Here is a 23,825-nt window from a genome sequence, read left to right on the forward strand (position 1 = left end):
CAGCCTAGCTCGAACTGATTTATAAGACAAATAATACTTGTCAGATTTTAGTCGGTGTGATTCAGTACTAGGCCACAGTGCGCGTGAAGCGCGCCATCACGTTCCTTTGGGGGTAAAGGCAGCATGAGGCTCAGGAATTCCTTTCTGTATTCAGTATCGGCGGTGACGTTGCTCGGCTCGGCGAGCGGTGCGTTGGCGCAAGAGACCGCGGCCGCCGCGGGTGGCGCACAACTCGAGGAAGTCGTCGTCACCGGTTTGCGTCAGAGTCTGGAGCGCGCCGCTGAAATCAAGCGCGAATCGGCGCAGGTCGTCGATTCCATCGTCGCGGAAGACATCGGCAAGTTCCCGGATCCGACCACCGCGGCGGCGCTACAGCGCGTGCCGGGTGTGCAAGTCAGCGTCGGTTCCAACAACGAGATCACGGGTGTGTTGATCCGCGGCTTGGGCGACATTCTGACGACGCTCGACGGCCGTGAGGTTTTTTCGACCACAGGCCGCGGCTTCGCCATGCAGGATTTGCCCGCGGAAGCGCTCTCTCGTGTCGACGTCATCAAAAGCAGCACCGCCAATCTGATCGAAGGCGGCATCGCCGGCATGACCGACCTGCGTTTACAGAAGCCGTTCAACTTCAATGACCGCACGTTCGTGGTCACCGGGCGCGCCAATTATCCCGAGAACGTCGACGACATCAACCCGCAGTTCGGCTTCCTTGCGACCGATCGCTGGCAGGTGGGCGATGGCGAGATCGGCGCGCTGCTCAACGTCACCTGGTACAAGAACGACTTCGATCGGCCGATCTCGTTCGTCGGCGAGCGACGCAGCCTGGCCGCTCGACCCCACAATATCGATGGCGTGCTCGTGCCGAACACGTTCGGTGGCTTGAACGACTACGGCTGGTACGAGCGCCCCCAGGCGAACCTCGCCATTCAATGGCAGGTGACCGACAATCTCGAGGTTTACGCGGACGGTCTCTATGCGGGTTACCGCGCCGAGGTGCAGTCGGCGTTCACCGCGTCGCCGTTCTTCTTCGACGAGACGCGACTGGAGAGCCTGTCGGTCAATGAGGATCAGTGCTTCCTGGCGCGCGTGACGCCCGATGGATTCAATCCCAATCGCACCGACCTGAATCGGCGCGACGAATTCGGTCAGCCCGCACCCAATTTCACGACTGCCACGCTGTGCAATCTGGAGTCCGCGCGTTTCTCCGGTGTTCGCGGTCTGACCAGCACGCAGGCCAAGACGCAGGACGTCGACAACTATCTCGGCGCGCTTGGCTTCAAGTGGAACAACGGTCCGACCAGCGTGAAATTCGACACTGCATTCCAGAAGTCCAAGCAGGAGTTCTCCAACTTCATCGTCGATATCGGCAAGTCCATCACCGTCGACGTCTTCACCAATGTGAACGAGGGCGGAGAGGTCTGGCACCCCGGCAATCCGCTCGGCACGGACGGTGGCTGGTTCCTGCGCAACGGTCTGAACCAGACGTTCGACGAGTCCACCGGCGAGTTGTGGCAGACGCGGCTCGATTTCCGTCATGAGCTCGACGGCGCGTTCGGCTTCATCCGCGCAGTCGAGGCTGGCGTTCGTTACGCCGACCGCAGCGCGCTGTTCGAACAGGCGCAGGTCAATCAGGGGGCACCCGGTGGCGATATGGCCACGGCGGTCGACGGACTGGCGCTGCCGGCCGACTTCCTGGTGCGAGCACCCGGTATCGATCGCATCAACGGCGGCGCGTCGTTCCTGATTCCGAATCCGGATTACCTGCGCTCGTCGGCGGGTCGCGATGTCCTGCGCCAGATCTACGGCGTCCCAACGGGCAATCCAGCGTTCCAGCCGCAGCGTCGCTTCGATGCGTCCGAGGAAACCTACGCGGCCTACTTGCAGCTCGATTATTCGGTTCCCGTGGGCGGTCTGACCATCGACGGCCTGATCGGTGTGCGTCCGACCCGTACCGAACGGCACATCGAGGGTGCGGGCATCGTGAGCGGCGTGCTCGTACCGCGCATTGCAGACACGACCGACACCGAGGTGCTGCCGAACGCGAGCGCTCGTATCGACTTCAACAACGGTTTGCAGGCTCGTGTGTCGTACGCGAAGACCATGCGCCGTCCGGACTTCACGGCGCTGAATCCCGGCCTCAACTACGTGGTCGCGACCAATCCTACCGTGATCAACTCCGGCAGCTCGGGCAATCCAAATCTGAAATCGCAGATCTCGGACAGCTACGATGCGACGCTCGAGTATTACTTCGGCCCGAGCATGGTCTCGGCGGCGGTGTACTACCGCGATCTCGCGGATCGCGTGATCACTGCCGCGAATGCCGAAGAGATCGATGGCATCATCTACAACATCAGCCGTCCGCGTAACGTCGGTGCTGCCACTTTGCAGGGCATCGAGTTGAGCGGCCAGACGTTCTTCGACTTCCTGCCGGGTGCCTGGTCCGGCATCGGTGCGTTCGCGAACTACACGTATGCGGACACCGAAGTGAAGGGCAACGATCCGCTGGCGGGCTATCCGTTGCAGGGTGTGTCCAAGGACAACTACACCGTCGGCTTGCTGTACGAGAAGTTCGGCATCTCCGGACGTCTGGTCTACACCGCGCGCTCGCGTTACTACGATCAGGATACGACAGGTCTCAACATTCCCCGCCCGATCGAGGCCGATCGCGTGAACGACCTGGATTACATTCCGACTGCTCTGAACTACGTGCGTCCGGGTGGCCGCATGGATTTCAGCATCGGCTATGACATCACGGATGCCGTCCGCGTCGATATCGGCGGCAGCAACATTCTGCGCAACCGCTACAAGAGCTACTTCGACTATTCCTACATCAATCGCGACTTCCGCTACGACGACACGATCTATACGGTCGGCGTGCGCGTGAGGCTGTGATCGATGGCAGGGAATAGTCTGCTCAAGCAAGTTGCAACGGCGCTGGCAATCGGCGCCGCGCTCTGGGCACAGACCTCATCGGCGGCGCAGCCCGCCGATGAGCGTCCCAACTTTCTGATCATCATGGCGGACGACCTCGGTTATTCCGATGTCGGTGCCTATGGCGGTGAGATCGATACGCCGAACATCGACCGGCTCGCGTCGGGCGGGTTGCAGTTCACGAACTTCTACAACTCGGCTCGTTGCTCGCCGTCACGTGCGAACCTGCTCACCGGGCGCTACGCGCATCGTGTGGGCATGGGCGAGAACGGCGGCAGCATGTCTGTCGACGTGCGCACGGTGGCGGAGGAGTTCAGGGATGCGCGATATCGGACCTCTATGGTCGGCAAGTGGCATCTCACGCGCGCGACTCCGATCGCCGATCCGAAAGAGCATCTGAAGTGGATCAATCACCAGGCCTATCTCGATCGTGATTTCGGCGATCGCTCGACGTATCCGGCGGCGCGCGGCTTCGAGACTCACTTCGGCCTGGTGTGGGGCGTTTCCAGCTATTTCGATCCGTTCTCGCTGGTCGAAGGCTTCGAGCCGGTGCGCACCGTGCCGAAGGATTTCTATCTCACCGATGCGCTGAGCGATCGCGCCGTGCGCGATATCGAATCGTTTGCCAAGGAAGAACGTCCGTTCTTCATGTATCTCGCGTACACCGCGCCTCATTGGCCGTTGCATGCGCCGGAGCAGGCCATCGCGAAGTATCGCGGTCGCTACGACGGCGGCTGGGAGAAGCTGCACGCAGAGCGGTACGCAAAGCTGGTGCAGCTCGGTCTGGTCAATCCATCGAACACGCCGAAGACACAGCTGTCCGGCGACTGGGCGGTGAATCCGGAGAAGCCGTGGGATCAGCTGAGCCAGGCCGAGCGCGCGCAGTCGGCGGCGAAGATGTCTGTGCATGCCGCCATGATCGATGTCATGGACCAAGGCATCGGTCGAGTCATCGAAGCGCTGAAGCGCACCGGTCAATATGAGAACACGGTGATCGTGTTTCTCTCCGACAACGGCGCGTCACCGGAGACGATGAGCGGATCGAGCGGCTATCAACCTGGCTATGACCGCCAGAGCGAGACCCGCGACGGCCGGAAGATCCAATACGGCGCCGAGCAGCCGACCTTGGGATCGGAGACCAGCATGGCAGGCATCGGAGTGTTCTGGGCGAATGCGGCCAACACACCGTGGCGTTTCTGGAAAGCTGAAGCCTATGACGGCGGTGTACACACGCCGTTCATCGTCAGCTGGCCGAAAGGACTCAAGCTCAAGCCCGGCACTCGGGTGGACAGCCTGGGGCACATCATGGACATCGCGCCGACGTTCTACGAACTGGCCGGCGTGAAGCAGCGGACCGAAGGTCAGCCGCCGGTCGATGGCGTTTCTCTGGTGCCGGCGCTGACGGGCAAGAAGATGTCGCGCGGCAAGCCACTGTTCTTCGAGCACGAAGGATCGCGCGCTGTGATCCTCGATGACTGGAAGCTGGTGGCACGTGCGCCAGGGCCGCAATCGAAGGTATATGCACCCTGGTCGCTCTACCATTTGGCGGAGGATCGCAGCGAGACGCGCGATCTCATCGAAGCGGAACCGAAGCGTGCGGCCGCCATGGCCAAGCTTTGGAATGAATGGTCGACCTCCGTCCAGGCGCGTCAACGTAGCGAGCCGTAATGACAGGTATCGTTGGAAACGGAAAGGCAGCTGCAGCGCTGGCAGTGATGCTGGCGCTGTGCGCAGCGACGGCATTCGGCGAGGCCAAACGCCGTCCGCCTGCGGATGACATCTTCCTCGATCATCCGTCGATGGATAAGAACGCGACTGTGCAGCCAGCGGCGAATGCACGTCCGGTCGAATCTCTCTTTTCCTCCAGGGCGCTGCTGGATGCGTCGATCGCTCGTGCCTCGAACGACCAATGGTTCCTGACGGGTACGGTGCTGCGTGATTTACCACGCGACGGCATTCATCTCTGGACCTCGACGGATCGTCGTAACTGGCGCTCGCTGGGCATCGTTCATGCGAAGGGAGAGCGCATCGCCGCGCCGGACGTTTCAGTTCACGGCGACTCGCTCTATCTCACTTATGCTGATGCGAGCGGCTGCGCGCGCGTCGCGCGTGGCTCGGTAGCCCGTCCTGCAGAGCCTTACGCCGGCTCGCCCTGTCTCGTTGAAAATGCGTCCGACGCATCGTTGTTCATGGATGACGATGGCTCCGCCTATCTGCTGTGGGGCGCGGGAATGATCGCGCGGCTGGCGCCCGACCTGCAGCGACTCACCGAAACGCCGCGTTTCTTGAAACCAGATCCCGCGCTGTTTGCGAACAACCCTCCGCCCGGCAAAGACTGGCCGGTGCGAGGACGCGTCGGTTCGGCGGGTGCTGCGATGTTCAAGGACCACGGTCGTTATGTGCTGATAGCCAATGAAGTCACTGGCCGGATGCGCAGCCCGACCGACGATGTGTTCATGGCGGAAGCGCCGACACCTTACGGTCCGTTTTCGCTGCGCTATCTCGCTGTTCCTCACGCAGGTCAGTCATCCATCGTGCGCGATGAGCAGGGCGCGCTGTACGCGAGCTACAACCCGAAGTGTGAAGACGACTTCTCGCTGTTCTGTGAACAGGTCGGCTTGGTGCCGCTGGAACGTTCGCCTGACGGGCGGCTGCGTCAGTCAGCAAACATTCTCACGGAGAACAGCGCGGTTGCAGCTGCGCGTCCGCTGATGGCCGGCGAATTCTTGCGCGATCCGTCCGTCGCGCTCGGTGGCGACGGCCAATATTATTTGGTCGGCACGCAAGGCGGTTTCGGCCTCGTGTATCCCCACGGTGGCATCACGTTCTGGCGCTCGTCGGATTTGCAGACATGGGAGCAGGGCGGCACGGTTTTCAACTGGAAGGGATTGGGGCGCACCTTCAAGAACACAGCCGAGCTGTGGGCTCCCGAGATCACATGGGTGGCGCGCGATAACACCTATTACATCGCGTTCTCCATCATGGAGCGCGATGTCGGCGGCAAGACCTGGATCTATCGCTCGACCAGCGGCAAGGCCGAGGGTCCGTATGAGAACGTCGCGCGCGAACACTTCGTCGAGGGCATCGACGGCTTCCTGTTCGAGGATGGCGGCGAGCTGTATCTGCTGTGGGGCGGCGGCAACATCGGCAAGCTGAATGCGAAGCGTGATGGCTTTGACGGACCGGTGCGTCGACTCGTCGATATCGACGGCGCGCACATCGGCTACGAAGGCAACGCGCTCATCAAGATTGGCGACACCTATTTCGTCACCGGCGCCGAGTGGAATGGTCCACTGCGCACTCATGGAACCTACGACATGATGTACGGCAGCTCGAAATCTCTGTTCGGTCCTTACACCAAGCGCCGGCTCGGGGCGCCGCACGCCGGGCATGGCACGCCGTTTCGCGATAAGGAAGGTCGCTACTGGTCGACGATGTTCGGCAACGACGTGACGTCCCCGTGGCGCCGCCAGTTCGGCCTCATCCCACTGGAAATTGGTGACGAGCGCGCGCTTCGCGTGCCCGGCATCCAGCGTTAGGACTGCGGCTGGTTGAGCTCGGGCAGCTGACCGAGAAAGTCATTGAGGCTGCGGCGTCCGTCCTGCCATTCCTCATAGCGACGCGGCGCCTCGGGCACGCCACGGGCCGTGAGCTCGATGCGGTTCGAGCGGGAGATGGCGCGCAGGTCGTCGCGACTGATGGGAAAATAAATATGCTTCGATCCGGGGATAGGTAAGGGCAGCGCCTGGTTGATGCCCAGCTCCGACACCTCGCCGGTGTGCGGTGTGAGCGCGACGGTTCGCTCGCCGACGTTCACGTCGATCTGGTCGAAGGCGCTCTGAGAGCTGCCGCTCTTATCCGACCAGAGATCGCCCGAGTTCCACAGAATGGCCACGAGATACAGCTTGCGCTCGCCCATGCGATTCACTTCGATCGCGGTCAGCTGCGCGTAATCCCGCTCGTTCATGCTCGGTGCCGGTGCGGCACGCACCAGCACGAGTGGCTCCGTTTGGGCCGTGATCGTCACGGACGACTTGGGATCCATCCACGACTTGACCGTCGGCTGCGTGGCGCAGCCCGCCAGCAGCAACGATAGCAGCAATGCTGAATATTTCATGGACGGTCCCCCCAGGGCCTGGATGGGCTGGATCTTACAAGAAAGCGCGGAATGCGCGCTCCGGTTCCGACCGTTCAGTCTGCCTTGGTGGCTGCGCCGCATTTCTCGGGTTGATACGGCTCGCCGGTGTCGAGAATGTTTACGATTTTTTCCATCCGAGTCACATTGGCGTAAGTGTCCGCGAGCAGCAGCATGTTCTTGCAGGGGAGCGCCACCATGTGAGCGTGTTGCGGCAGCAGCGGGCGCAGGATCGGTACGAACATCGCGGCCGGCGCGTTCTTCAGCTTGAAGACGCGAGTGACGTACTCGGCACTCGCATACGAGCCATCGCCGGTGATCACAGGGGCGGACAGTTGCCGAGCGTACGAGTCAGGGACTACGCGAACATATTTGCCATCGTCGATGGCAACGAAGCCGTGCAGCTGAAGCACGGATAGAAGGGTGGGATAGTCGAGGCCGTTGGGATCGAGGCCGATCACAGTTACGTCGCCAGTTACGCGCGGCTCGAGAAGAAACTTCTTGCCGGTTTTCTTGGCGGTGCTCGCGATCACTTGTGCGATGGGAACCGAGTCCTTGCTGGCGGGCGATGCGCTTTGCGCTTGCACTTGAGGTGCGCTCAGCAACGCGAGAACGGCGCAGACGTGCGAGGCGATACAAGCATGAGACTTCATCAGGGAACACTCCTTTGAGGGACGAGGTCGGATGCGGTCAGGGGTGGTTTCAGACGCCAGTGCCGAGGGGTTTCCTGTTCGTCGAGGCGCACGAAGCCGAAACGATTCGGGACCCACAGTCCAAAACGCTGCAAAGACTGCAGAGGTTCGAAAACATCGGCGATGCGACCGATGCGCGTGTCGTCCGCATAGAGATAGATGGGACGTGCGAGTGGATACGTGCCGTCGGCGAACGTTGCCAGCGAGGGCTCCGGCCCGGCCATGGCGCTAGCGCTGAGTTGCGATTTGTTTTCGAGATAGAACGGGTAGTCCACCAGCACGAAGCCATGCGGGTCGGCCCACAGGCTTTGCGGAATCAGAATCGCCGTTTGCTCGACTTCCGAGTACAGGCGATCGTCTCGCACGGCATGACAGAGCTCGGCGTGGCGCTCCGGAGCCGTGAATTGCGGCGCTTCGCTGGTTCGCTGCGCGTTGCAGCCCGGTTCGAGCAGCAGCGTCTCGAACAGCAAACGCAGTGGTGTATCGCGCATCGGCCCGAACACCGCGATGGGTCGGTAGGCGAGCTTGTTATTCACCTGATCCCAGGTGAAGTTGGTGTTGGCGATGATGCGCGACAGATCGGCCGCATCGGGGATTTGTTTGGCGACGGCCAGATAGACATCGCCGACGGAGAGCTGCACGGGAGCACTGTGCCGAGCGCTCGCGAGCACCAGCGCCTGATAGCCCAACTTCAATTCGATCATTCTGCCGACGCCGTTGGTACGGCAATTCATGAATTCGGCATGACTGATGCGACGTGAGGTCACGATCAGATCGAGCTGTCGCTCGTTGCCGGGCGCGCATAGCGCGGTAAAGGCAGCATCTGGTTCCAGCGTCTGAATTCGAGGCGCGTCGGATTGGGGGCGCTGCCGGCTGGCCAGAAAGCTGCGTACCAAAGCGTCCGTGAGCGACGATGTCGCGATATTGGCCACTGGTCGCGAGTGGATCGCTTCGGTGCTCGGGGTTGGATCGGCGGGACTCGGTGCCGCCGCGGCGGGAATTTGTGTCGCTGCTTTGGGCGCAGCGGGCAGAGCACTGATTGTCGAAGTCGCTGTGGCCACTTCTGTGTGCGACTGCGCGACCTGCGGCTGTTCGTCAGACTGCTTCTCGAAAAAAAACATTCCGGCCGCGAACGCCGATCCAGCGATCACGAACAGCAGGGTCCGCAGCGACCAGGAGCGCCGCGCCTCCTGCGACTGCAGTTGCCGCTTGAGCCGACGTGCGAACTGGGGCGGTGGGTCGCGCCGCAGTGACTGCAAGAATTCGTCATTCATCGCTGCAGGTTCCTGTCGTTACCATTGCGAACGCAGCGTCTGAACGATTCGATACAGCGAGGTACCGACGTTCGATTCGCTCAACCCGGTGAGGCGCGCGATCTCGCGATTGTTGAGTGCTGCGCCATACTTCAATGCGATCAGCTCCTGCTCGCGCTCTGGCAGTCGCGCCGTGAGGCGGCCGAGTCGTGACAAGTCGGAGTCGCGCGCAGCTTCGACTTCCGGCGTGATCTCGGCCGCAAGATCGAGGGCGATATCCAGCGGCGCATGCGGGCGCCGGGAACGCAGATGGTCGATGCCGACGTTCTGGGCGATCCGGAACAGCCAGGTCGAGAATCCGGCCAGGTCGCGTCGATAGCGCGAGCGGGCCGACCAGGCCTTCTCGAAGGTGCGGGCGGTCAGGTCCTCGACATCGGCCTCGCGGCCCAGGCGGAAGCGGAAATAGTTGTAAATGCGTGGCAGCTGGTCCGCATACACAGCGTCCCAGTCCACTTTGTCCGCCGGTTCCTCCGGGCGGGCGGCCGCCGTGTCCGTGTGTTGGAAGACCATGAAAGCTATATACGGCGCGACGTCGGAAGTATCACGGCCGCCGTGCAAAAAGGCGGTATCGAACTGGACCTGGCGCGCAGGATTCCGTCAACATAGGGCCGAGGTAAAGAATCACCCATGCGATCCCCAGTCATTCTGCTCGTTCCCGCCCTGCTCAGCCTGGTCGCCGGTTGCGGCGAACAACGCGGCCCGTTCGTTTATGTCCTCGAGGGACCGCAGACCGTCGAATTGAAGGCATCGGCATCCCCCATGAAGGTGCAGCCTGGCGGGCAGGTGGTATTGCACGTCGAGCGACACACGACCGGGCAATGGAAGAAAGTCTCTCGCAGCGAGCTTGCACCCGGTCAGTGCTGGGTGTATCGGCCGCCGGTCGAGGTCGAGCCGGAAGTCGCGCAGAGCGTGCAGTGGGAAGTGGTGCCCGAGAATGCGGTCGAGTTCCACACCGAGTACCAGCTCAACCAGTCGCGCGTGGCCACCGTGCATGCCTCGGGCAAGATCTCGTTGACGCCGCTCGAGAAAGTCAAATGTGAAGAAGACCGCGTGGTGGCCGGCAACACGATCGAGCTCGACGCTTCCTGATCGGCTCCAGCCACCCATTGGTGGCATGATCCGCGCGCCGATTGCGTCCTTGGAAGGGGTACTGCCCAACAAGGATTCATTCTGTGATTCGCAGTGGATGGATTGCCGTGCCGCTGGCCTTCCTGGCACAAGGCGCTGCCGCAAGCGGCGTGCCCCGGATTCCATTATGTCCGGGGCTGCAGATCGTTACGGCGGTGAGTCAGCCGAACGGCGATTACGAGTCCATTAAAACCATCGAGTCTGTCGACGGCGCGACGGTGCGCCTGAAGTACGCGGCGGAACATCCCGTGACGGACTTCCTCGCGAGCGACTTCGGTCAGGTGCGCAAGACGACGATGTATCGTTCGATCCGCCGCCAGGACCTGAATGCCGCGACGCTGTACGCGCAGCGTTACATCGACGGCATGCCGGAGCTGATTCCGGAAACGACGGCGATCGGTGTATCGAGCGCCACACTGAAGGCCCTCAAAGCCAAGGGCCGCGCGGAACTGGGCCTGTCCAACGCCTATTCGGGCGACGTTCCCGCAGATCGAAACCAGAGCCCCAATCTTTATGACTTCATGACGACCGCCGAGATCCAGCGGTTGGCAACGGTGCAGTTGCCGGTCGTCGTCAACGGCGCAGAAGTCATGCTGCCGGCGGTGCGTGCGCGCGGCGATTTCGTCGGCGATCTCTCCGAACTGTTCATACTCGATGACGAGAGCAATCCGCTGGCGCTGAAGTTTCGTCTCGGCATCGACGGCGTGCCGCCGATGAATCGCGAAACCATCGAGCTGTGCCAGACCATGCAGCAGGCCGCGCCGGACATGGCCAAGACGCTCTGTGGCCGCACCACTGCGTCGGATCGAGAAACGCTGCAAATCGTGAAGATCTCCTATCGATGCGAGACGCCGGCAGCGCCGTCTGGCAGCGGCGGCGCGGCGGACCTCGAGCAGCAGCTCGCGGCTGCCGGCAAGGTGGTGGTCTATGACATTCACTTCTCTTTCAACAGCGATCGAATCCGAGAGGAGTCCACGCCACGTCTGGTCGAGATCGCCGACGTTTTGCGCAAGCATACGGATTGGTCGCTATCGATCGGCGGACACACGGACTCCATCGGCGGGCAGACCTATAACCAGGACCTTTCGCGCAGACGTGCGGCGGCGGTGAAGGATGCCCTTGTGAAACGCTACGGAATCGCGGCGTCACGGCTCGACACCGCGGGCTACGGAGCGAGCGCGCCTCGCGATACCAACGACACCATCGAGGGCCGGGCGCGAAATCGGCGTGTGGAGTTGGTAAAGCGATGATGGTGCGCGGTGTCTGCTTGCTGCTGGCTTGCGCGTTCGCATGGATTGACTTGGCGAGCGCCGCTGAGAGCGAGCCCGAGTCGAGCTCGATACAAGCGCCGATTTATTTCTTCATCGAGCCGGCGAATGTCTCGCCGGGGATGCCGCCCGACCCGTCGCAGCCAGCGAAGGGCATCACGGGATATCCGATGAAGATATACGGCGCGACTGGCTCATCCCTGTTTGGCAAGACGTTGCGAGTAACGATCACGCCACCGAAGGTCTTTCAGCTGGACGCCAGTCCCGAGGCGGAGTCGCGCTGTCCGCAGGATGCCAGTGCCCGGGTGGTCTCGTCGGCGCCCGCGCGCCGGTTGCCGCCGACGGTCATGGATATAAAAGTCTCCAGCACGGGCCGCTTCGAAACGACTTACACGCCCAAGGTCGATGGAGAGTATGAGGTTGTCATCGAGGGCGGCGGGCAACGCGGCGAAAAATCATTTGAGACGGAGACGCCAGCATTCGAAGATGAGTGCGCGGAGATACCCGAGCAGGAGATCGACAAGGAAGCGACCCAGCTGCGCCAGACGGTTTGCAAGGCGGTCGACCTGATCGAGGCGCGCATCAAGACGATTCCCGAATCGCCGGCCAAGACGGAGTTCGTGAAGCAGATCGCCGAGTTCCGCAAAGCCTTGCATGAAGCGCCGGACTGTGACGATCCACCACCCTGGATCAACGGCGTGATTCATATCAAGAAGCTGCATCAGATCGAGCCGCGCACGCGACGCGCTACCGCCGGTCTGACCAAACAATTCAATACCTGGCTCGACACGGCGCGTCGTGCCAACGCGGAAGCGCCGCGAGCGCTGGCGCAGCTGAGCACTGGCAATGTCGCGTGCGATCAGCTGGACGTCATCGTCAATGGTTTGAAGTTCTGCGACTTCTATCTGGGCTTGCTGGTGGAACCGGGCAAATGGCTGATCGACTGGGCCAAGGAGAATGTGCCGACCAAGCTGGTCGGCATGGTGCCCGCCGTGAATCGTTCGCCGGCCATCAAGGAAGCCATCGAGAGTGCGTGGAAAGGCGCGACCACGTTCTACGAGCCGAAGCGCAGCGGCGGCCGCGTGTCGATCGTGGGCGTGGAGGGCCATGAGCGCGAGCTTGGCAAGCAGAAGATGGCGTTCAATCTTTCCATCTACGCGGCCAATCGGATCTTCGAGCAGTTCTGCCAGCAGTTCCAGGGCCCGGTGAGCGGCTCGATGAGTGTCGAGATCTACGAGAACGGTCAGGCGTGGTGGACGTACACCGTGACCATCGCGGGCGAGCTGGTGCTCAGATATCCGCGCAATGCCAAGGGCGATGCGATCGCGCTGACGGGAGAGTTCCTGGGCAACGCGACCAGCTTCAAGTCCTGGGACAATGCGGTGCCGGTGCTGTTTCCGAATCTGGCGATGGGTACGGTGTTCAGAACCCTGCGCATCGAGCCGTACGCCATGAACGACTTCGGTCCGCTGCTGAAGAATCCGCTGGCGGGCAGCAATCTGCCCGATCCGAATCCGATCACCACGACCATCGAGCAAGGCGGGCTCATTACGCGGTATGTGCTGACGCCGGCGTTCTATCGCGTGCCGGTGCGTGGCGACCTCCGAGGCGACACGCTGCGGATCGAGTTGCAGCCCGCGGCGCTAGACTTCGACGATCGCCGCGTAAAGGTGGTGCAGGTGTTACTGCCAGTGCTCAGTCTCTGGCCGACCGTCAATGACTATGCACTGCCCTACAAAGGTGCGCATTTCATAATGACGCGCGCGATGAATGATCGGCCGGCGGAGTTCAAAGTCAAACGGACCGGCGACACCATGAGCATCGAGCGTAACTTCACGCGCGAGCGCAAGACGGCCGAGAACAAAGGCAATTATGTTTTGAAGGTGAAGGCATGCAATCCCGCCTGCAACTGAGCCTGGTCGTGCTGTGCCTCGGCGCGCTCACTCTTACTGATGCAAGCGCGGCTGACGACAGCGCCGCCTGCGCCAAGCCTGGCATTCAAGCAGGGGGCTGCGTCGTACCGAAAACGTCGGAACGCGCGGTCGCGCCCGATCCGGTTGAGCTGCTCACCAAAGTGCGGGCAACGTATGCGGCGCTCCAGTCCTATTCCGACCAGGGCATGATCGTGCTGGAGGAACAGCCGATCGGAGCCACCCTGATTCGGGAGCGATACAGCTTCGAGACCCGATACAGCGCGCCACGTCGTTTCTATTTCGACTTTCGCAAGGGGGCCGGCGCGGACGCCGAGCGGTTCGTCATCTGGTGCGGCGGCGAGACGTTCAGTTCCTGGTGGTCTGCCACCCAGGTCAAAGAAGAATATCCGCAAGGGCAGGGAGCGCAGGCGTTCGCCATGGGGATGCTGCCCACCTCGGGAACGGCGCTGCTCATTCCGCCGCTGCTGTTCCAGAACGCCGGCCTGCAAGGCGCGCTGATGACGATGACGGAGCCAAAGTATGGCGGCACGCAGAAGCTGGGCGGCCGGCTCGTGCATCTGTTGACCGGCAGCGTCCGGCTCAATCATTGGAGCGACAGCGTGCGGGTCACTACGCTGTGGGTGGACGCCGAGACCCTGATGATCCGCAAAGTGTTCGAAGACTCGCCCACGGGCCAGGGGGCTGCCATTCAGCGGGCGACCACGACCTTCGAGCCCGTGCCGAAGGCGCGTCTGGATGCCGCTGCATTCCATTTCGCTCCGCCCCGCTAGCGATGTCCTGATTCAGCGGCTGTCCCGGCAGGCTCGGGATCTATATCATTGCGGGAGCGCTCCGCCTGTCCGGAGACTCACATGGCCAAGTCCCGCTGCTTGTTGTCCCGTGCCCTCATGTTTTCTCTGCTCTGTGCTCCCGAAGCCGGTGCCGCTGGCGGGGGCTCGGACGACTTTGCGTTACAGCGGGCCGAGATGGTCAGTCGGCAGATTGCGGAGCGTGGCGTTCGCGATGAGCGCGTGCTCGCAGCGATGCGTAAAGTGCCCCGGCATGAGTTCGTGCCGGAGAGCGAGCAGCGCCTGGCGTATCACGACACGCCGTTGCCGATCGGCGAGAGCCAGACCATCTCGCAGCCATACATCGTCGCCTTGATGACCGAGCTGGTGCGGCCCGCCGGCAATCATCGCGTCCTCGAGGTCGGCACCGGCTCCGGCTATCAAGCAGCGGTGCTGGCAGAGCTCGTCGAGCAGGTTTATTCGATCGAGATCGAAAGTACGCTCGCGCAGCGAGCCGATGGAGTCCTAAAGAAGCTGGGTTATGACAACGTCACCGTGCGAGCCGGCGATGGGTACGCCGGTTGGGCGGAATACGCTCCGTTTGACAGTATCGTCATCACTGCGGCGCCCGACCATATACCGGAGCCGTTGGTCGAGCAGCTCAAGCCGGGCGGTCGGATGGTCGTGCCTGTCGGGCCGATCGCCGCCACACAACAATTACGCGTGCTGGAAAAAGACGCGACGGGAAAAGTGACCTCGACGGTCGTGGCAGCGGTGCGCTTCGTGCCGTTGCGAAGGCGGGATGACTAGCGATGATAGATGTCGATGCTCGGCCGCTGGCGCTGGTATTCCGCGCCAGCCTGCTGCCGCTGTCCGAAACATTCATTCGTAATCAGGTGCTGGCGTTGCAACGCTGGCGTCCGCGGCTGATCGGTCTGCGTTATGTCGAGGGGCTCGATCGCAGCCAGCTCGATTGCCAGTTGCTGACCGGCTGGAACGGGCGACCGATTCCGGATCTGCTGCGGGCGGCATTGCGTGAGCTCAATCTGCCGCCGCCTGGAGTACGAGATCAACTGCGACGCCTGCAGCCAGCCGTCGCGCACGTGCATTTCGGGACCGACCTGGTGGCGCTGTGGCCGATGTTGAGTCATTTGCAGATTCCCATCTTCGCGACCCTGCACGGTTACGACATCAACATTCATCCCGAACACTGGCGTCGCAGTTGGCGCGCCAGTCGCAAGTATCCGCAGCGTTTGCTGCAGATCAGTCGTGATGAGCGGGTGCAGTTCATCGCCGTGAGCGAGGCCATCAAGCAACGCGCGATCGAGTTCGGGCTGCCGGCGCAACGTGTGGTTGTGCGTTATATCGGCGTCGACACGAATCAGTTCGCGCCGGGCGGCATGCCGGTGGAAAAGCGTCGGCTGCGCATTCTGTTCGTCGGCCGGATGGTGGAAAAGAAAGGTGCGCGCACGCTCATCAAAGCGTTTGCCGAAGTGCGCCGGCAGGTGAGCGAGGCGGAGCTGGTGATGATCGGCGATGGTCCCTTGCTCGAAAGCTGTCGCGCGCTCGCCGACTCGTTGCAAACGCCCGTGCAGTTTCTCGGCGCCGTGCCTCACTCCAGAGTCAAACAGGAAATGGAGCAGGCGCGTGTCTTTTGTCTGCCGAGCATCACTGCCGAAAACGGCGACGCGGAAGGATTGAGCATCGCGATCCTCGAAGCCCAGGCCGCTGGCATCCCGGTAGTCACATCGGCTCGAGGCAGTGGCGAGGCGATCGAACATGGCATCACCGGTTACACGTTTCCGGAATCGAATGTCGCTGCGCTATCGACGGCGTTGGTTCCTTTACTAACCGACGATGCTTTGGTCGCAGCCATGTCGACGGCGGCGCGTGCGCGGGCTTGCGAATTGTTCGATCTGCAGAAATGCACAGCAAAATTAGAAACACTCTATGACGCGAGTCTGCAGTGTTTTCCCGTTGTGCTTAGGAAACAACCGGTTTGTTAGTCGGTAACCTGATGTTTGTTTTGTTGCGATCGCGAGGCGTATAAGAGTCGCGGGTCATCGACGAGCGTGATGCCTTCGGGCCGCTTGAGTTTCATGTGCAGGGCGCACCATTGGAGTTTGTTTGCAGGAATACCCGGAGCGTAGCAGCCATGCCGCGTACGTCCGTTTAAGTGATCGACCGTGCAGTCAATCCGCAACAAACAACGGGAGCCAGCTAATGAACACGAATTTTCTACGGACGTCGTGCATGGCCGCCTTGGCGGTAGTTTCGGCGTTGTCGGTCGCACACGCCCAGGGGCAGGGCAGCAGTTGTGCGGGCTTGCCATCGTATTCGCAGCTGAAATCGGCGTTGACCGCAGCGCGCCAGCAATCCAACGGTGGCTTCAATCTCGACATGTGGGGCGCGGTCGTCAATCGGGACGGCTTCGTGTGTGCCGTCGCGTTCACGGGCGATGACCGCGGTTCGGAGTGGCCTGGCAGCAGAGTCATTTCCGCGCAGAAGGCGAATACCGCGAATTCTTTCAGTCTGCCGAGCCTGGCGCTTTCGACCGCGAATCTATATGCAGCGGTGCAACCCGGCGGCACGTTGTATGGCCTACAGCACAGCAATCCGGTCGACACGCAGGTCGCCTATCAAGGCAACGCTGCAAATTACGGGCAATCGAACGATCCGATGGTCGGTTCCCGTATCGGAGGGGTGAATGTGTTCGGCGGTGGGCTGGCGCTCTACAATGAGGATCAACAGCTGATCGGCGCGATCGGCGTGAGCGGCGACACCTCGTGTGCCGACCACAACATCGCGTGGCGAACCCGGCACACGCTGAATCTGGATTTCGTGCCGGCTGGTGTCAGTGCCGCCGACGACGACAACATCAACTACATTGGCCTGGTGCCGGTGCCGAGCCTGGCGAATGATTTCTCGCATCCGGTCTGTGAGATCGCTGGCCAGGACAATGTGTCGGAGATCAGTGCCGGGTTGCCGCCGGTGCAGAAGCCCGAAACTTGAACGAGGCAGGTGGCGGGCGAGCGCCGCCCGCCACCTGTTGCGAAGCACAATCCCTTTTGGCGCGCTGCAGGGAACTGCGGGCGGGCGCGGCAATTACTGTTGCAGGTCGTTCATTTAGAACCTCGCATCGATGGTCGCGGGTGAGGGCAAGTTTCCAGACGCGTTCGGCGCGTTGGGTCCGAAACAGCACGACGGCAGCTTCAGGAGTGTCAGGCCGCTCGTGAAAATCTGGGCTGTTGCCCTGGTATTGCACACGACCCTGATCTCGAGCGGGATCGCCGACTACAAAACCGCGACATTTATTAATGACATCGCGTGGACCATTGCCGCGCTGCTGGCCGCAGTCAGCAGTTTTCGCGCAGCGTCGTCATTGCAAGGGCGGGATCGCGCGGCGTGGCTGATTTTTGCGCTCGCCTGCGTGGCCTGGGCGATCGGGCAGATCATTTGGGATGTGTACGAGCTGGTGCTCGACATCCGGGCGCCGTTTCCCAGCTATGCCGACCTGGCCTATCTGCTGTTCGGGCCGCTGATGCTGGCGGGTCTGTTCCTCTTGCGCGCCACTCAGCAGGAACGCCGGATGACCTGGCTGCGCGTCGCCAATCTTGGCTTGCTCTTGTGCGGCCTCGTGTCCGTCCTGATCACCACGCTGGCCCGGCCTTTCGAGATGATGCCAGGCTCCATCAGCGGTGCGCTGGTGGTCGTGACCGAGAATGCAACGATCGCGGTCGCATTCATCGTGGCGGTCTATTTCCTCTGGTCTTATCGCTGGGGCGATCGATTGCTGACGTACGGGCTGATCACGCTATCGCTCGGTGTGCAGGTGGTCACGGGGCTGTTGTATACGCGTGCGCTGATCGGAGCGAGCTACGACACGACGAGCTTTTTCAACATGGGCTGGATGCTCGCGTTTGCGCTCCACCAATGGGCCGCGGAGGCGCAGGTCACTGCTACGAAACAGAGTAACGAGGAATCGATCGCGACCCGGCACAGTCAGGGCTGGGTCGATGCGTTGGTGCCCTCGTTCCTGCTACTGAGCATAGCGGTGCCTGCTGTCTGGTTCGCGGAGGAGACAACACCACGAATGATCCATTTGCGAACGGTCGTGCTCATTGCGTTCGCAGCCATTCTGGCTTCGCGTGAGGCCTGGCTGTATTGGCAGGGACAGCAACTGCGGGTCGCGCTCGACAACTCGGCGAATGCACTGACGCGCGCTCGCGAGAGATTGGAGGCGGTCGACAGTCAGCGACGTGACCTCGAGCGCGTGATCGACGTTACTGCGCGAGCCGGCAGCGTCGGACTGTGGGAATGGGAGCCGGCCTCGAACCTGGTTCGCTACTCGCGCGAATGGAAGCGGCAGCTCGGCTATGGCGAAGACGAGCTTCCGGACGAGTTCACGGCCTGGAGCGATCGACTGCATCCGGCAGACTACGCCCGGGTCATGGGCATCCTGGAGAGATTCGTACGGCATTCCGCAAAGGCGAGCTCAAANNTTTCGAATACCGCTTACGCCATCGCGACGGCTCCTACCGCTGGATGCTGGCGCAAGGCTCGGCGTTGCTGGATGCAGAAGGTCGTCCGGTGCGCGCGTTGGGATCGCTGGTCGATATCACTCCATTCAAAGAGCTGGAGCAGTCGTTACGCGAGAGCGAACGCCGCTATCGCGAGCTGGCCGATGCGCTCGAATGCCGCGTCACTCAGCGCACGCGCGAGCTGTCAGACGCATATCGTGAGTCGCGCAATTTCGCTCACGCGGTGGCGCACGACCTGAAGGCGCCCTTGCGCGCGATCAACGGCTTCAGTGCGATGCTGGAGCAGAGCGCAGCGAGTAAGTTGAGCGACACGGAGCGCAGTTATCTCGAGCGGGCTCGCCAGGGCTCGGTGCGCATGTCCGCGTTGATCGACGATCTGCTCGACTACTCGCGGCTGGAACATCGCGAGCAGCGCCTGCAAGCCATCGATTGTCGAGCTTTCGTGCGAACCCTCATCGACTCGATGAGCGAGCGCATCCGCGAAGCCGGGGCGGAAGTGAGTATCGAGCTCGACAGCACGCCGGTCATGGCCGACAGGGAAGGATTGCGGATCGCGCTGACCAATCTCATCGAAAACGCGTTGAAGTTTTCACGCAAGACCGAAAGGCCGCGCATCGTCATCGAGTCGAGCATCGAATTCGGGCGTTACGTGCTGAGGGTGCGCGACAACGGCATCGGCTTCGATGCCGCCTATCGCGAAAAGATCTTCGAGATCTTCAACCGGCTGCATGCCTCGGGTTACGAAGGCACGGGCATCGGTCTGGCACTTGTGCGTAAAGCTGTACGACGCATGGAAGGTGAAGCGTGGGCGGAATCGACCCCTGGCGAAGGCGCAACGTTTTCGTTGAGTTTGAAATTGGCTGACAGCTTGGAAACTACTACGACTGCCCCAGGCGCGTAATCATTTCTTGCGTTGACAACCTATATCCAACGACTTTTGTTGGTGATAGATCGAACAACGTTGTCAATCGCTGGGTTGCTCGTATCGTCGGCGCGACATTCGCGTCGATCAGGGGGAATCATGAATACGACTCGGCACCGGCTACGAGCCGGTTGGGTGACCGTGGTCTCCGCGTTCACTCCGGTTCTGGTCCAAGCACAACAAACATCGCCGGAAGCACCGGCCGCGCCTGCGACCGGCCTCGAGACGGTAGTTGTTACAGGCAGTGCGCTCGGCGGAGTGAAGAAGCTCGAAGCCAGTTACAACATCGTCACTGCCAATGAAGAACAGATTCGTCAATCGAATCCGAAGAGTACGGCGGATCTGCTGAAAATATCGCCGGGCATGTGGCCGGAATCGACCGGCGGCCAGACCGGCGCCAATATCGAGATCGCGGGCTTTCCGGGCGGCGGCGATGCGCCGTATTTCACTACGTTGCTGATGGGCTCGCCGGTTTATGGCATGCCGACACTGTCGTTCTTCGAAACGACCAGCATCATGCGCCTCGACGATACGGTGCGCTCCGTGGAAATCCTGCAAGGCGGACCTTCGGTGGTGTTCGCCGGCGGTCAAATCGGCGCGACGGCGAACTTTCTACTCAAGACTGGCACGGAGCAGCCGTCGGGCAGTTTGGGACTGACTTACGGAGATGAGAATCTTTGGCGTCTGGACGGCTTCACCGGATTCAAGGTGGCCGAAGGATGGTACGGCAGCGTCGGCGGTTTCTATCGCACCTCCGATGGTGTGCGTGATCCGCAATTCCCCGCCGACGAAGGCGGCCAGTTGACGGTCACCCTCAAGCGCGAGTCCGATCGCGGCGATCTGCTGCTATATGCGCGCTATCTGAACGACAAGAATCAGTTCATCACGCCGATTCCGCTGATCCAAAGCGGTACCGACAGCTTCCACGCCTATCCGGGTTTCGATCCGCGGACCGGCACCTATTACAGCAAGGCAATCCAGCACGTGCGGTTGCCGGGCTATCCCAATGGCGGCACCACGGCCGATCTTGCCAACGGCCGCGGCGCCGACATGTGGTTTGCCGGCGCGAACTACGATCATGAGTTCGACAGCGGCTGGTCGATCAGCAACAAATTCCTTGCCAATGCCGGCGATGCGGATACGAATGCGCTGTTCTCCGGCACCAATCCGGCTTCGATCAGCGACCAGCTCTACAGCATTTCCACCGCTCTGGGCGGCTTCGAGTTGCCGGCGGGCTCGGCGACGGCGACTTTCGTCGGCGGTGGTGCGGTCGCGCCGACACAGGATGTCATTCACCAGGGCTGGTGGTTCATCCACAAGGAACTGAAGAATTTCAACAACGACTTCCGTTTGAGCAAGGAAGTGTTCGACGGCAACACGCTGACGGTGGGCGTGTACCTGGCGTACTACGAGATGGCCGACGAATGGAATCTGGGCAATCAGATGTTGATGACGAATACGCCGAACGCGCGGCCCATTGCCGTCAGCTATGTGGACGGTGGACAGGTACATCAGCTGACCGACGGCCAGGGCTTTCTCGATTACGGCACATTCAACATCACCCAGCGCGGTCACGCCTTCAACCACGCCATTTATCTGTCCGACTCCTGGCGGATCGATCGGTGGTTGCTGGATGCTTCGGTCCGCTACGAGAACCAGGACGCCACCAATCGGGTGTGCAATCTGGAGAACGTGAATCTCGACGGTAACCCACTGACGATCTACGACAATGCGGTATCGGTGTGCGATGGCACGCTGGCCGTGACCAACTACGACAAAGACCTCACATCGTGGACCGTCGGCGCGAACTACAGCTTCACCGATTCGATGTCATCATACGTGCGCGTAAATCGCGGCGGGCACTTCGCGGATTTCGATAACGGCATCCGCGGCAGCACCAATGACAATCTGCCTCCCATGCAGATCGTCCGGAACTACGAAGTCGGCTTCAAGTTTCAGAACGAGTTTCTGTATGCCGACATCAGCGCTTACTTCCGCGACTTTACCGGTTTGCAGTATCAGCAAACCGATGCCTCCGGCGCACCGACCGGAGTGAGGCTGTTCCATGGCTCGGAGTCGAAGGGCGTGAACTTCATCGGCACGCTCACGCCGGTGGAGAACTTCCGCTTCCAGGTGGTGGCCAACTATCTGGATGGTAAGTACACCGACTACGACGCCTGCGTTCCGTATACCAATCTCGTGACCGGCAACGGCTGTGCGACCATCGAAGGCAAGCAGCTGCAACGTCAGCCGAAGCTGCGCTATGTCCTCACACCAAGCTATCGTTTCCCGTTCGAGTGGGGCGATGTCGAGGCGTACGTGACTTACACGCACGTCGGCGACCGCACTCAGGATCAGTCCGGGTTGCAGCAGTTGGGCTCGTATTACACCTGGGACTTCGGCGTCACATCGCGCGTCGGCGAGAACTGGCAATTCGCCTTGCGCGGTACCAACGTGACGGACGAGCTCGGTCTCACCGAAAGCAATTCGCGCATCTTCGGTACGGCCTCCGGTACCAACGGCGTGTTGCTGGCCCGTCCGCTGGAAGGCAGCGAGATCAACTTCCAGGCCAAGTACCTGTGGTAGAAGCTTCAGCAGTTTGTATCGCCGAGCAGCGCTTCGTGTGCGAGCTGAGAGTGCCCGATGACGTACAACGTCGCGGGCACTCTCATTTCAGGAGCAGAGCATGCGAGCCAACAGTGGATATCTGGCACTCGGCTTGATTGCGGTGGCCGCCGGTGCGTGGGCGGCGACTAATGCAGCGCCGTCGGAACAACAGCTCGATGGCGCAGCTGTCGCTGCGGGCTGCGCTCGTCAGTTCGAGCAAGCGCAACGAGTCGACATGGAATCTTTCCGCGATTACGACGCGGAGACTTTCAGAGCAGGGCATCACCCCGAGGCCACGACGATCTTCGCCAGCGGCGCAGTTCGCTATGGCATCGACGCAGTGATGCAAGCGTTGCGCTCCCACTTCGCGGATCGCGAAGCCGTGTGGGCCTGGACCGAGCGCTATCGAGTCGTCGATGGCTGCAAGACGGCCTTCATTCTCTACGAGACCACTTACGATATCCCCTCGAACGGCTATCACCAGCGTGCGCTCACCGGCGTGACCTACACCTATCTGCGCGGCAAGTGGCTGGCTGTCGCGGATTCGGGGACGCTCTTGCCGTAGCGGCACGATTGAGTTGCCGAGGTTGGAATGCGGGGCTGGCTGTTCCATTCTTCAGCCCAGGCCCGCAAACCGACCTAAGGTGTCCGATGACCGACCACGCGCCCGACCCCGCCACTGAACAGTACACGCCCCCAAAAGTCTGGACCTGGAACAAGCCGAGCGGCGGCCAGTTCGCGAACATCAATCGACCGGTGGCGGGAGCAACGCATGAGAAGGAACTGCCGATCGGGCGGCATCCGTTGCAGCTGTATTCGCTGGGCACGCCGAACGGTCAGAAAGTCACGATCCTGCTGGAAGAGCTGCTTGCGCTCGGGCATGCCGGCGCCGAGTACGATGCGTGGCTCATTCGCATCAACGAAGGAGATCAGTTCGGCAGCGGCTTCGTGGACGTGAATCCGAACTCGAAGATTCCGGCGCTGATGGATCGTTCCGGCCCGCAACCGATTCGCGTATTCGAGTCAGGCGCAATCCTGCTGTACCTCGCGGAGAAATTCGGAGCATTCCTGCCGTCACAGCCACAGGCACGCGCGGAGTGTTTCTCGTGGCTGTTCTGGCAGATGGGCAGCGCGCCGTTCCTCGGCGGCGGCTTCGGTCATTTCTACGCCTATGCGCCGGAGAAGTTCGAATATCCGATCGACCGTTACGCGATGGAAACCAAACGCCAGCTCGATGTGCTCGATCGGCACCTGGCGCGCAGCACGTATCTCGCCGGGGACGAATACACGATCGCCGACATCGCTGTGTTCCCCTGGTACGGCGCCCTGGTCAAAGGCTGGCTGTACAACGCTGGCGAATTCTTGTCCGTGCACGAATATAAGAACGTGCTGCGCTGGGCCGATGCGCTACTCGCTCGCCCCGCGCTGGTGCGCGGTCGCATGGTGAATCGCACCAGCGGCGATCCCGCCAGCCAGTTGCACGAGCGTCACGACGCCAGCGATTTCCAGACCCGGACGCAGGACAAGATCGCGGCGCAGTGATCGAGAGCGAGCCCATCGCCAGGCTTCATCCGATGTCGGTGGGGT

Annotated in this window: 18 protein-coding genes and 1 pseudogene; 15 read left to right on the top strand and 4 right to left on the bottom strand. The window is 61.5% G+C overall.

Going from position 1 to position 23,825, the window contains the following annotated elements; genetic code table 11:
* The first annotated feature begins 123 nt into the window (after nt 1-123).
* From D0550_RS23330 to D0550_RS23340, 3 genes are read left to right on the top strand one after another with little or no spacing between them, the layout of a single operon-like run.
* Nucleotides 124-2,892, top strand: coding sequence for a TonB-dependent receptor (locus D0550_RS23330; RefSeq protein WP_116811599.1), 2,769 nt, complete (start codon nt 124-126; stop codon nt 2,890-2,892).
* A gap of 3 nt (nt 2,893-2,895) precedes the next feature.
* Nucleotides 2,896-4,599, top strand: coding sequence for an arylsulfatase (locus tag D0550_RS23335; RefSeq protein ID WP_116811600.1), 1,704 nt, complete (start codon nt 2,896-2,898; stop codon nt 4,597-4,599).
* On the top strand, nt 4,599-6,470 hold the full coding sequence (locus D0550_RS23340) for a family 43 glycosylhydrolase (RefSeq protein ID WP_206606487.1): 1,872 nt from the start codon (nt 4,599-4,601) through the stop codon (nt 6,468-6,470). The genes D0550_RS23335 and D0550_RS23340 overlap by 1 nt, the downstream gene beginning before the upstream one ends.
* On the opposite strand, the gene D0550_RS23345 is transcribed toward D0550_RS23340, so the two are convergent.
* The 4 genes from D0550_RS23345 to D0550_RS23360 all read right to left on the bottom strand — a co-directional run bounded on the left by D0550_RS23345 (nt 6,467) and on the right by D0550_RS23360 (nt 9,581).
* Nucleotides 6,467-7,048 carry a hypothetical protein gene (locus D0550_RS23345; RefSeq protein WP_116811602.1) on the bottom strand — a complete coding sequence of 194 codons (582 nt, stop codon included), beginning with the start codon at nt 7,046-7,048 and terminating at the stop codon, nt 6,467-6,469. The two genes, D0550_RS23340 and D0550_RS23345, sit on opposite strands and share 4 nt — an antisense overlap.
* 74 nt (nt 7,049-7,122) lie before the next feature.
* Complete coding sequence (locus tag D0550_RS23350; RefSeq protein ID WP_116811603.1) at nt 7,123-7,719, bottom strand: type II secretion system protein D; 597 nt, start codon at nt 7,717-7,719, stop codon at nt 7,123-7,125.
* Nucleotides 7,719-9,032, bottom strand: a complete 1,314-nt coding sequence (locus D0550_RS23355) for a substrate-binding domain-containing protein (protein WP_116811604.1) — start codon at nt 9,030-9,032, stop codon at nt 7,719-7,721. Before D0550_RS23355 ends, D0550_RS23350 begins: the two co-directional genes overlap by 1 nt.
* A gap of 18 nt (nt 9,033-9,050) precedes the next feature.
* Nucleotides 9,051-9,581, bottom strand: coding sequence for an RNA polymerase sigma factor (locus tag D0550_RS23360; protein ID WP_153067294.1), 531 nt, complete (start codon nt 9,579-9,581; stop codon nt 9,051-9,053).
* A gap of 117 nt (nt 9,582-9,698) precedes the next feature.
* On the opposite strand from D0550_RS23360, the gene D0550_RS23365 reads away from it, so the two are divergent.
* The 12 genes and pseudogenes from D0550_RS23365 to yghU all read left to right on the top strand — a co-directional run bounded on the left by D0550_RS23365 (nt 9,699) and on the right by yghU (nt 23,780).
* Nucleotides 9,699-10,160, top strand: coding sequence for a hypothetical protein (locus tag D0550_RS23365; RefSeq protein WP_116811606.1), 462 nt, complete (start codon nt 9,699-9,701; stop codon nt 10,158-10,160).
* 83 nt (nt 10,161-10,243) lie between these two features.
* Entirely contained in the window at nt 10,244-11,449 is a 1,206-nt protein-coding gene (locus tag D0550_RS23370) for an OmpA family protein (protein WP_116811607.1), read from the top strand.
* Between the two features lie 50 nt (nt 11,450-11,499).
* A complete protein-coding gene (locus D0550_RS23375) occupies nt 11,500-13,380 on the top strand; it encodes a hypothetical protein (protein WP_153067295.1) in 1,881 nt (626 codons plus the stop codon).
* Entirely contained in the window at nt 13,359-14,171 is an 813-nt protein-coding gene (locus D0550_RS23380) for a hypothetical protein (protein ID WP_116811609.1), read from the top strand. Before D0550_RS23375 ends, D0550_RS23380 begins: the two co-directional genes overlap by 22 nt.
* Nucleotides 14,172-14,252: 81 nt before the next feature.
* Nucleotides 14,253-14,978, top strand: a complete 726-nt coding sequence (locus D0550_RS23385; protein WP_206606488.1) for a protein-L-isoaspartate(D-aspartate) O-methyltransferase — start codon at nt 14,253-14,255, stop codon at nt 14,976-14,978.
* 2 nt (nt 14,979-14,980) lie between these two features.
* Entirely contained in the window at nt 14,981-16,174 is a 1,194-nt protein-coding gene (locus D0550_RS23390) for a glycosyltransferase (RefSeq protein ID WP_116811610.1), read from the top strand.
* 217 nt (nt 16,175-16,391) lie between these two features.
* Nucleotides 16,392-17,180: a GlcG/HbpS family heme-binding protein gene (locus D0550_RS23395; protein WP_116811611.1), complete on the top strand. Its 789-nt coding sequence runs from the start codon at nt 16,392-16,394 to the stop codon at nt 17,178-17,180.
* A 1,344-nt stretch (nt 17,181-18,524) separates the two neighbouring features.
* A pseudogene (locus D0550_RS37180) lies at nt 18,525-18,758 on the top strand (PAS domain-containing protein); the annotation flags it as partial.
* 198 nt (nt 18,759-18,956) lie between these two features.
* Nucleotides 18,957-19,610, top strand: a complete 654-nt coding sequence (locus D0550_RS36080) for a sensor histidine kinase (RefSeq protein WP_241520896.1) — start codon at nt 18,957-18,959, stop codon at nt 19,608-19,610.
* 120 nt (nt 19,611-19,730) lie between these two features.
* A complete protein-coding gene (locus D0550_RS23405; RefSeq protein WP_116811613.1) occupies nt 19,731-22,217 on the top strand; it encodes a TonB-dependent receptor in 2,487 nt (828 codons plus the stop codon).
* Between the two features lie 100 nt (nt 22,218-22,317).
* Nucleotides 22,318-22,803 carry a nuclear transport factor 2 family protein gene (locus tag D0550_RS23410; protein ID WP_116811614.1) on the top strand — a complete coding sequence of 162 codons (486 nt, stop codon included), beginning with the start codon at nt 22,318-22,320 and terminating at the stop codon, nt 22,801-22,803.
* 86 nt (nt 22,804-22,889) lie between these two features.
* Nucleotides 22,890-23,780, top strand: a complete 891-nt coding sequence (yghU, locus tag D0550_RS23415) for a glutathione-dependent disulfide-bond oxidoreductase (RefSeq protein ID WP_116811615.1) — start codon at nt 22,890-22,892, stop codon at nt 23,778-23,780.
* The last annotated feature ends 45 nt before the right edge of the window (nt 23,781-23,825 follow it).

This window comes from Steroidobacter cummioxidans (assembly GCF_003104955.1).

What these genes read in the sequence shown, in the direction of transcription:
- D0550_RS23330 (WP_116811599.1), top strand. Translation starts at nt 124, where the DNA reads ATGAGGCTCAGGAATTCCTTTCTGTATTCAGTATCGGCGGTGACGTTG.
- D0550_RS23335 (WP_116811600.1), top strand. Translation starts at nt 2,896, where the DNA reads ATGGCAGGGAATAGTCTGCTCAAGCAAGTTGCAACGGCGCTGGCAATC.
- D0550_RS23340 (WP_206606487.1), top strand. Translation starts at nt 4,599, where the DNA reads ATGACAGGTATCGTTGGAAACGGAAAGGCAGCTGCAGCGCTGGCAGTG.
- D0550_RS23345 (WP_116811602.1), bottom strand. Translation starts at nt 7,048, where the DNA reads ATGAAATATTCAGCATTGCTGCTATCGTTGCTGCTGGCGGGCTGCGCC.
- D0550_RS23350 (WP_116811603.1), bottom strand. Translation starts at nt 7,719, where the DNA reads ATGAAGTCTCATGCTTGTATCGCCTCGCACGTCTGCGCCGTTCTCGCG.
- D0550_RS23355 (WP_116811604.1), bottom strand. Translation starts at nt 9,032, where the DNA reads ATGAATGACGAATTCTTGCAGTCACTGCGGCGCGACCCACCGCCCCAG.
- D0550_RS23360 (WP_153067294.1), bottom strand. Translation starts at nt 9,581, where the DNA reads ATGGTCTTCCAACACACGGACACGGCGGCCGCCCGCCCGGAGGAACCG.
- D0550_RS23365 (WP_116811606.1), top strand. Translation starts at nt 9,699, where the DNA reads ATGCGATCCCCAGTCATTCTGCTCGTTCCCGCCCTGCTCAGCCTGGTC.
- D0550_RS23380 (WP_116811609.1), top strand. Translation starts at nt 13,359, where the DNA reads ATGCAATCCCGCCTGCAACTGAGCCTGGTCGTGCTGTGCCTCGGCGCG.
- D0550_RS23385 (WP_206606488.1), top strand. Translation starts at nt 14,253, where the DNA reads ATGGCCAAGTCCCGCTGCTTGTTGTCCCGTGCCCTCATGTTTTCTCTG.
- D0550_RS23390 (WP_116811610.1), top strand. Translation starts at nt 14,981, where the DNA reads ATGATAGATGTCGATGCTCGGCCGCTGGCGCTGGTATTCCGCGCCAGC.
- D0550_RS23395 (WP_116811611.1), top strand. Translation starts at nt 16,392, where the DNA reads ATGAACACGAATTTTCTACGGACGTCGTGCATGGCCGCCTTGGCGGTA.
- D0550_RS23405 (WP_116811613.1), top strand. Translation starts at nt 19,731, where the DNA reads ATGAATACGACTCGGCACCGGCTACGAGCCGGTTGGGTGACCGTGGTC.
- D0550_RS23410 (WP_116811614.1), top strand. Translation starts at nt 22,318, where the DNA reads ATGCGAGCCAACAGTGGATATCTGGCACTCGGCTTGATTGCGGTGGCC.
- yghU (WP_116811615.1), top strand. Translation starts at nt 22,890, where the DNA reads ATGACCGACCACGCGCCCGACCCCGCCACTGAACAGTACACGCCCCCA.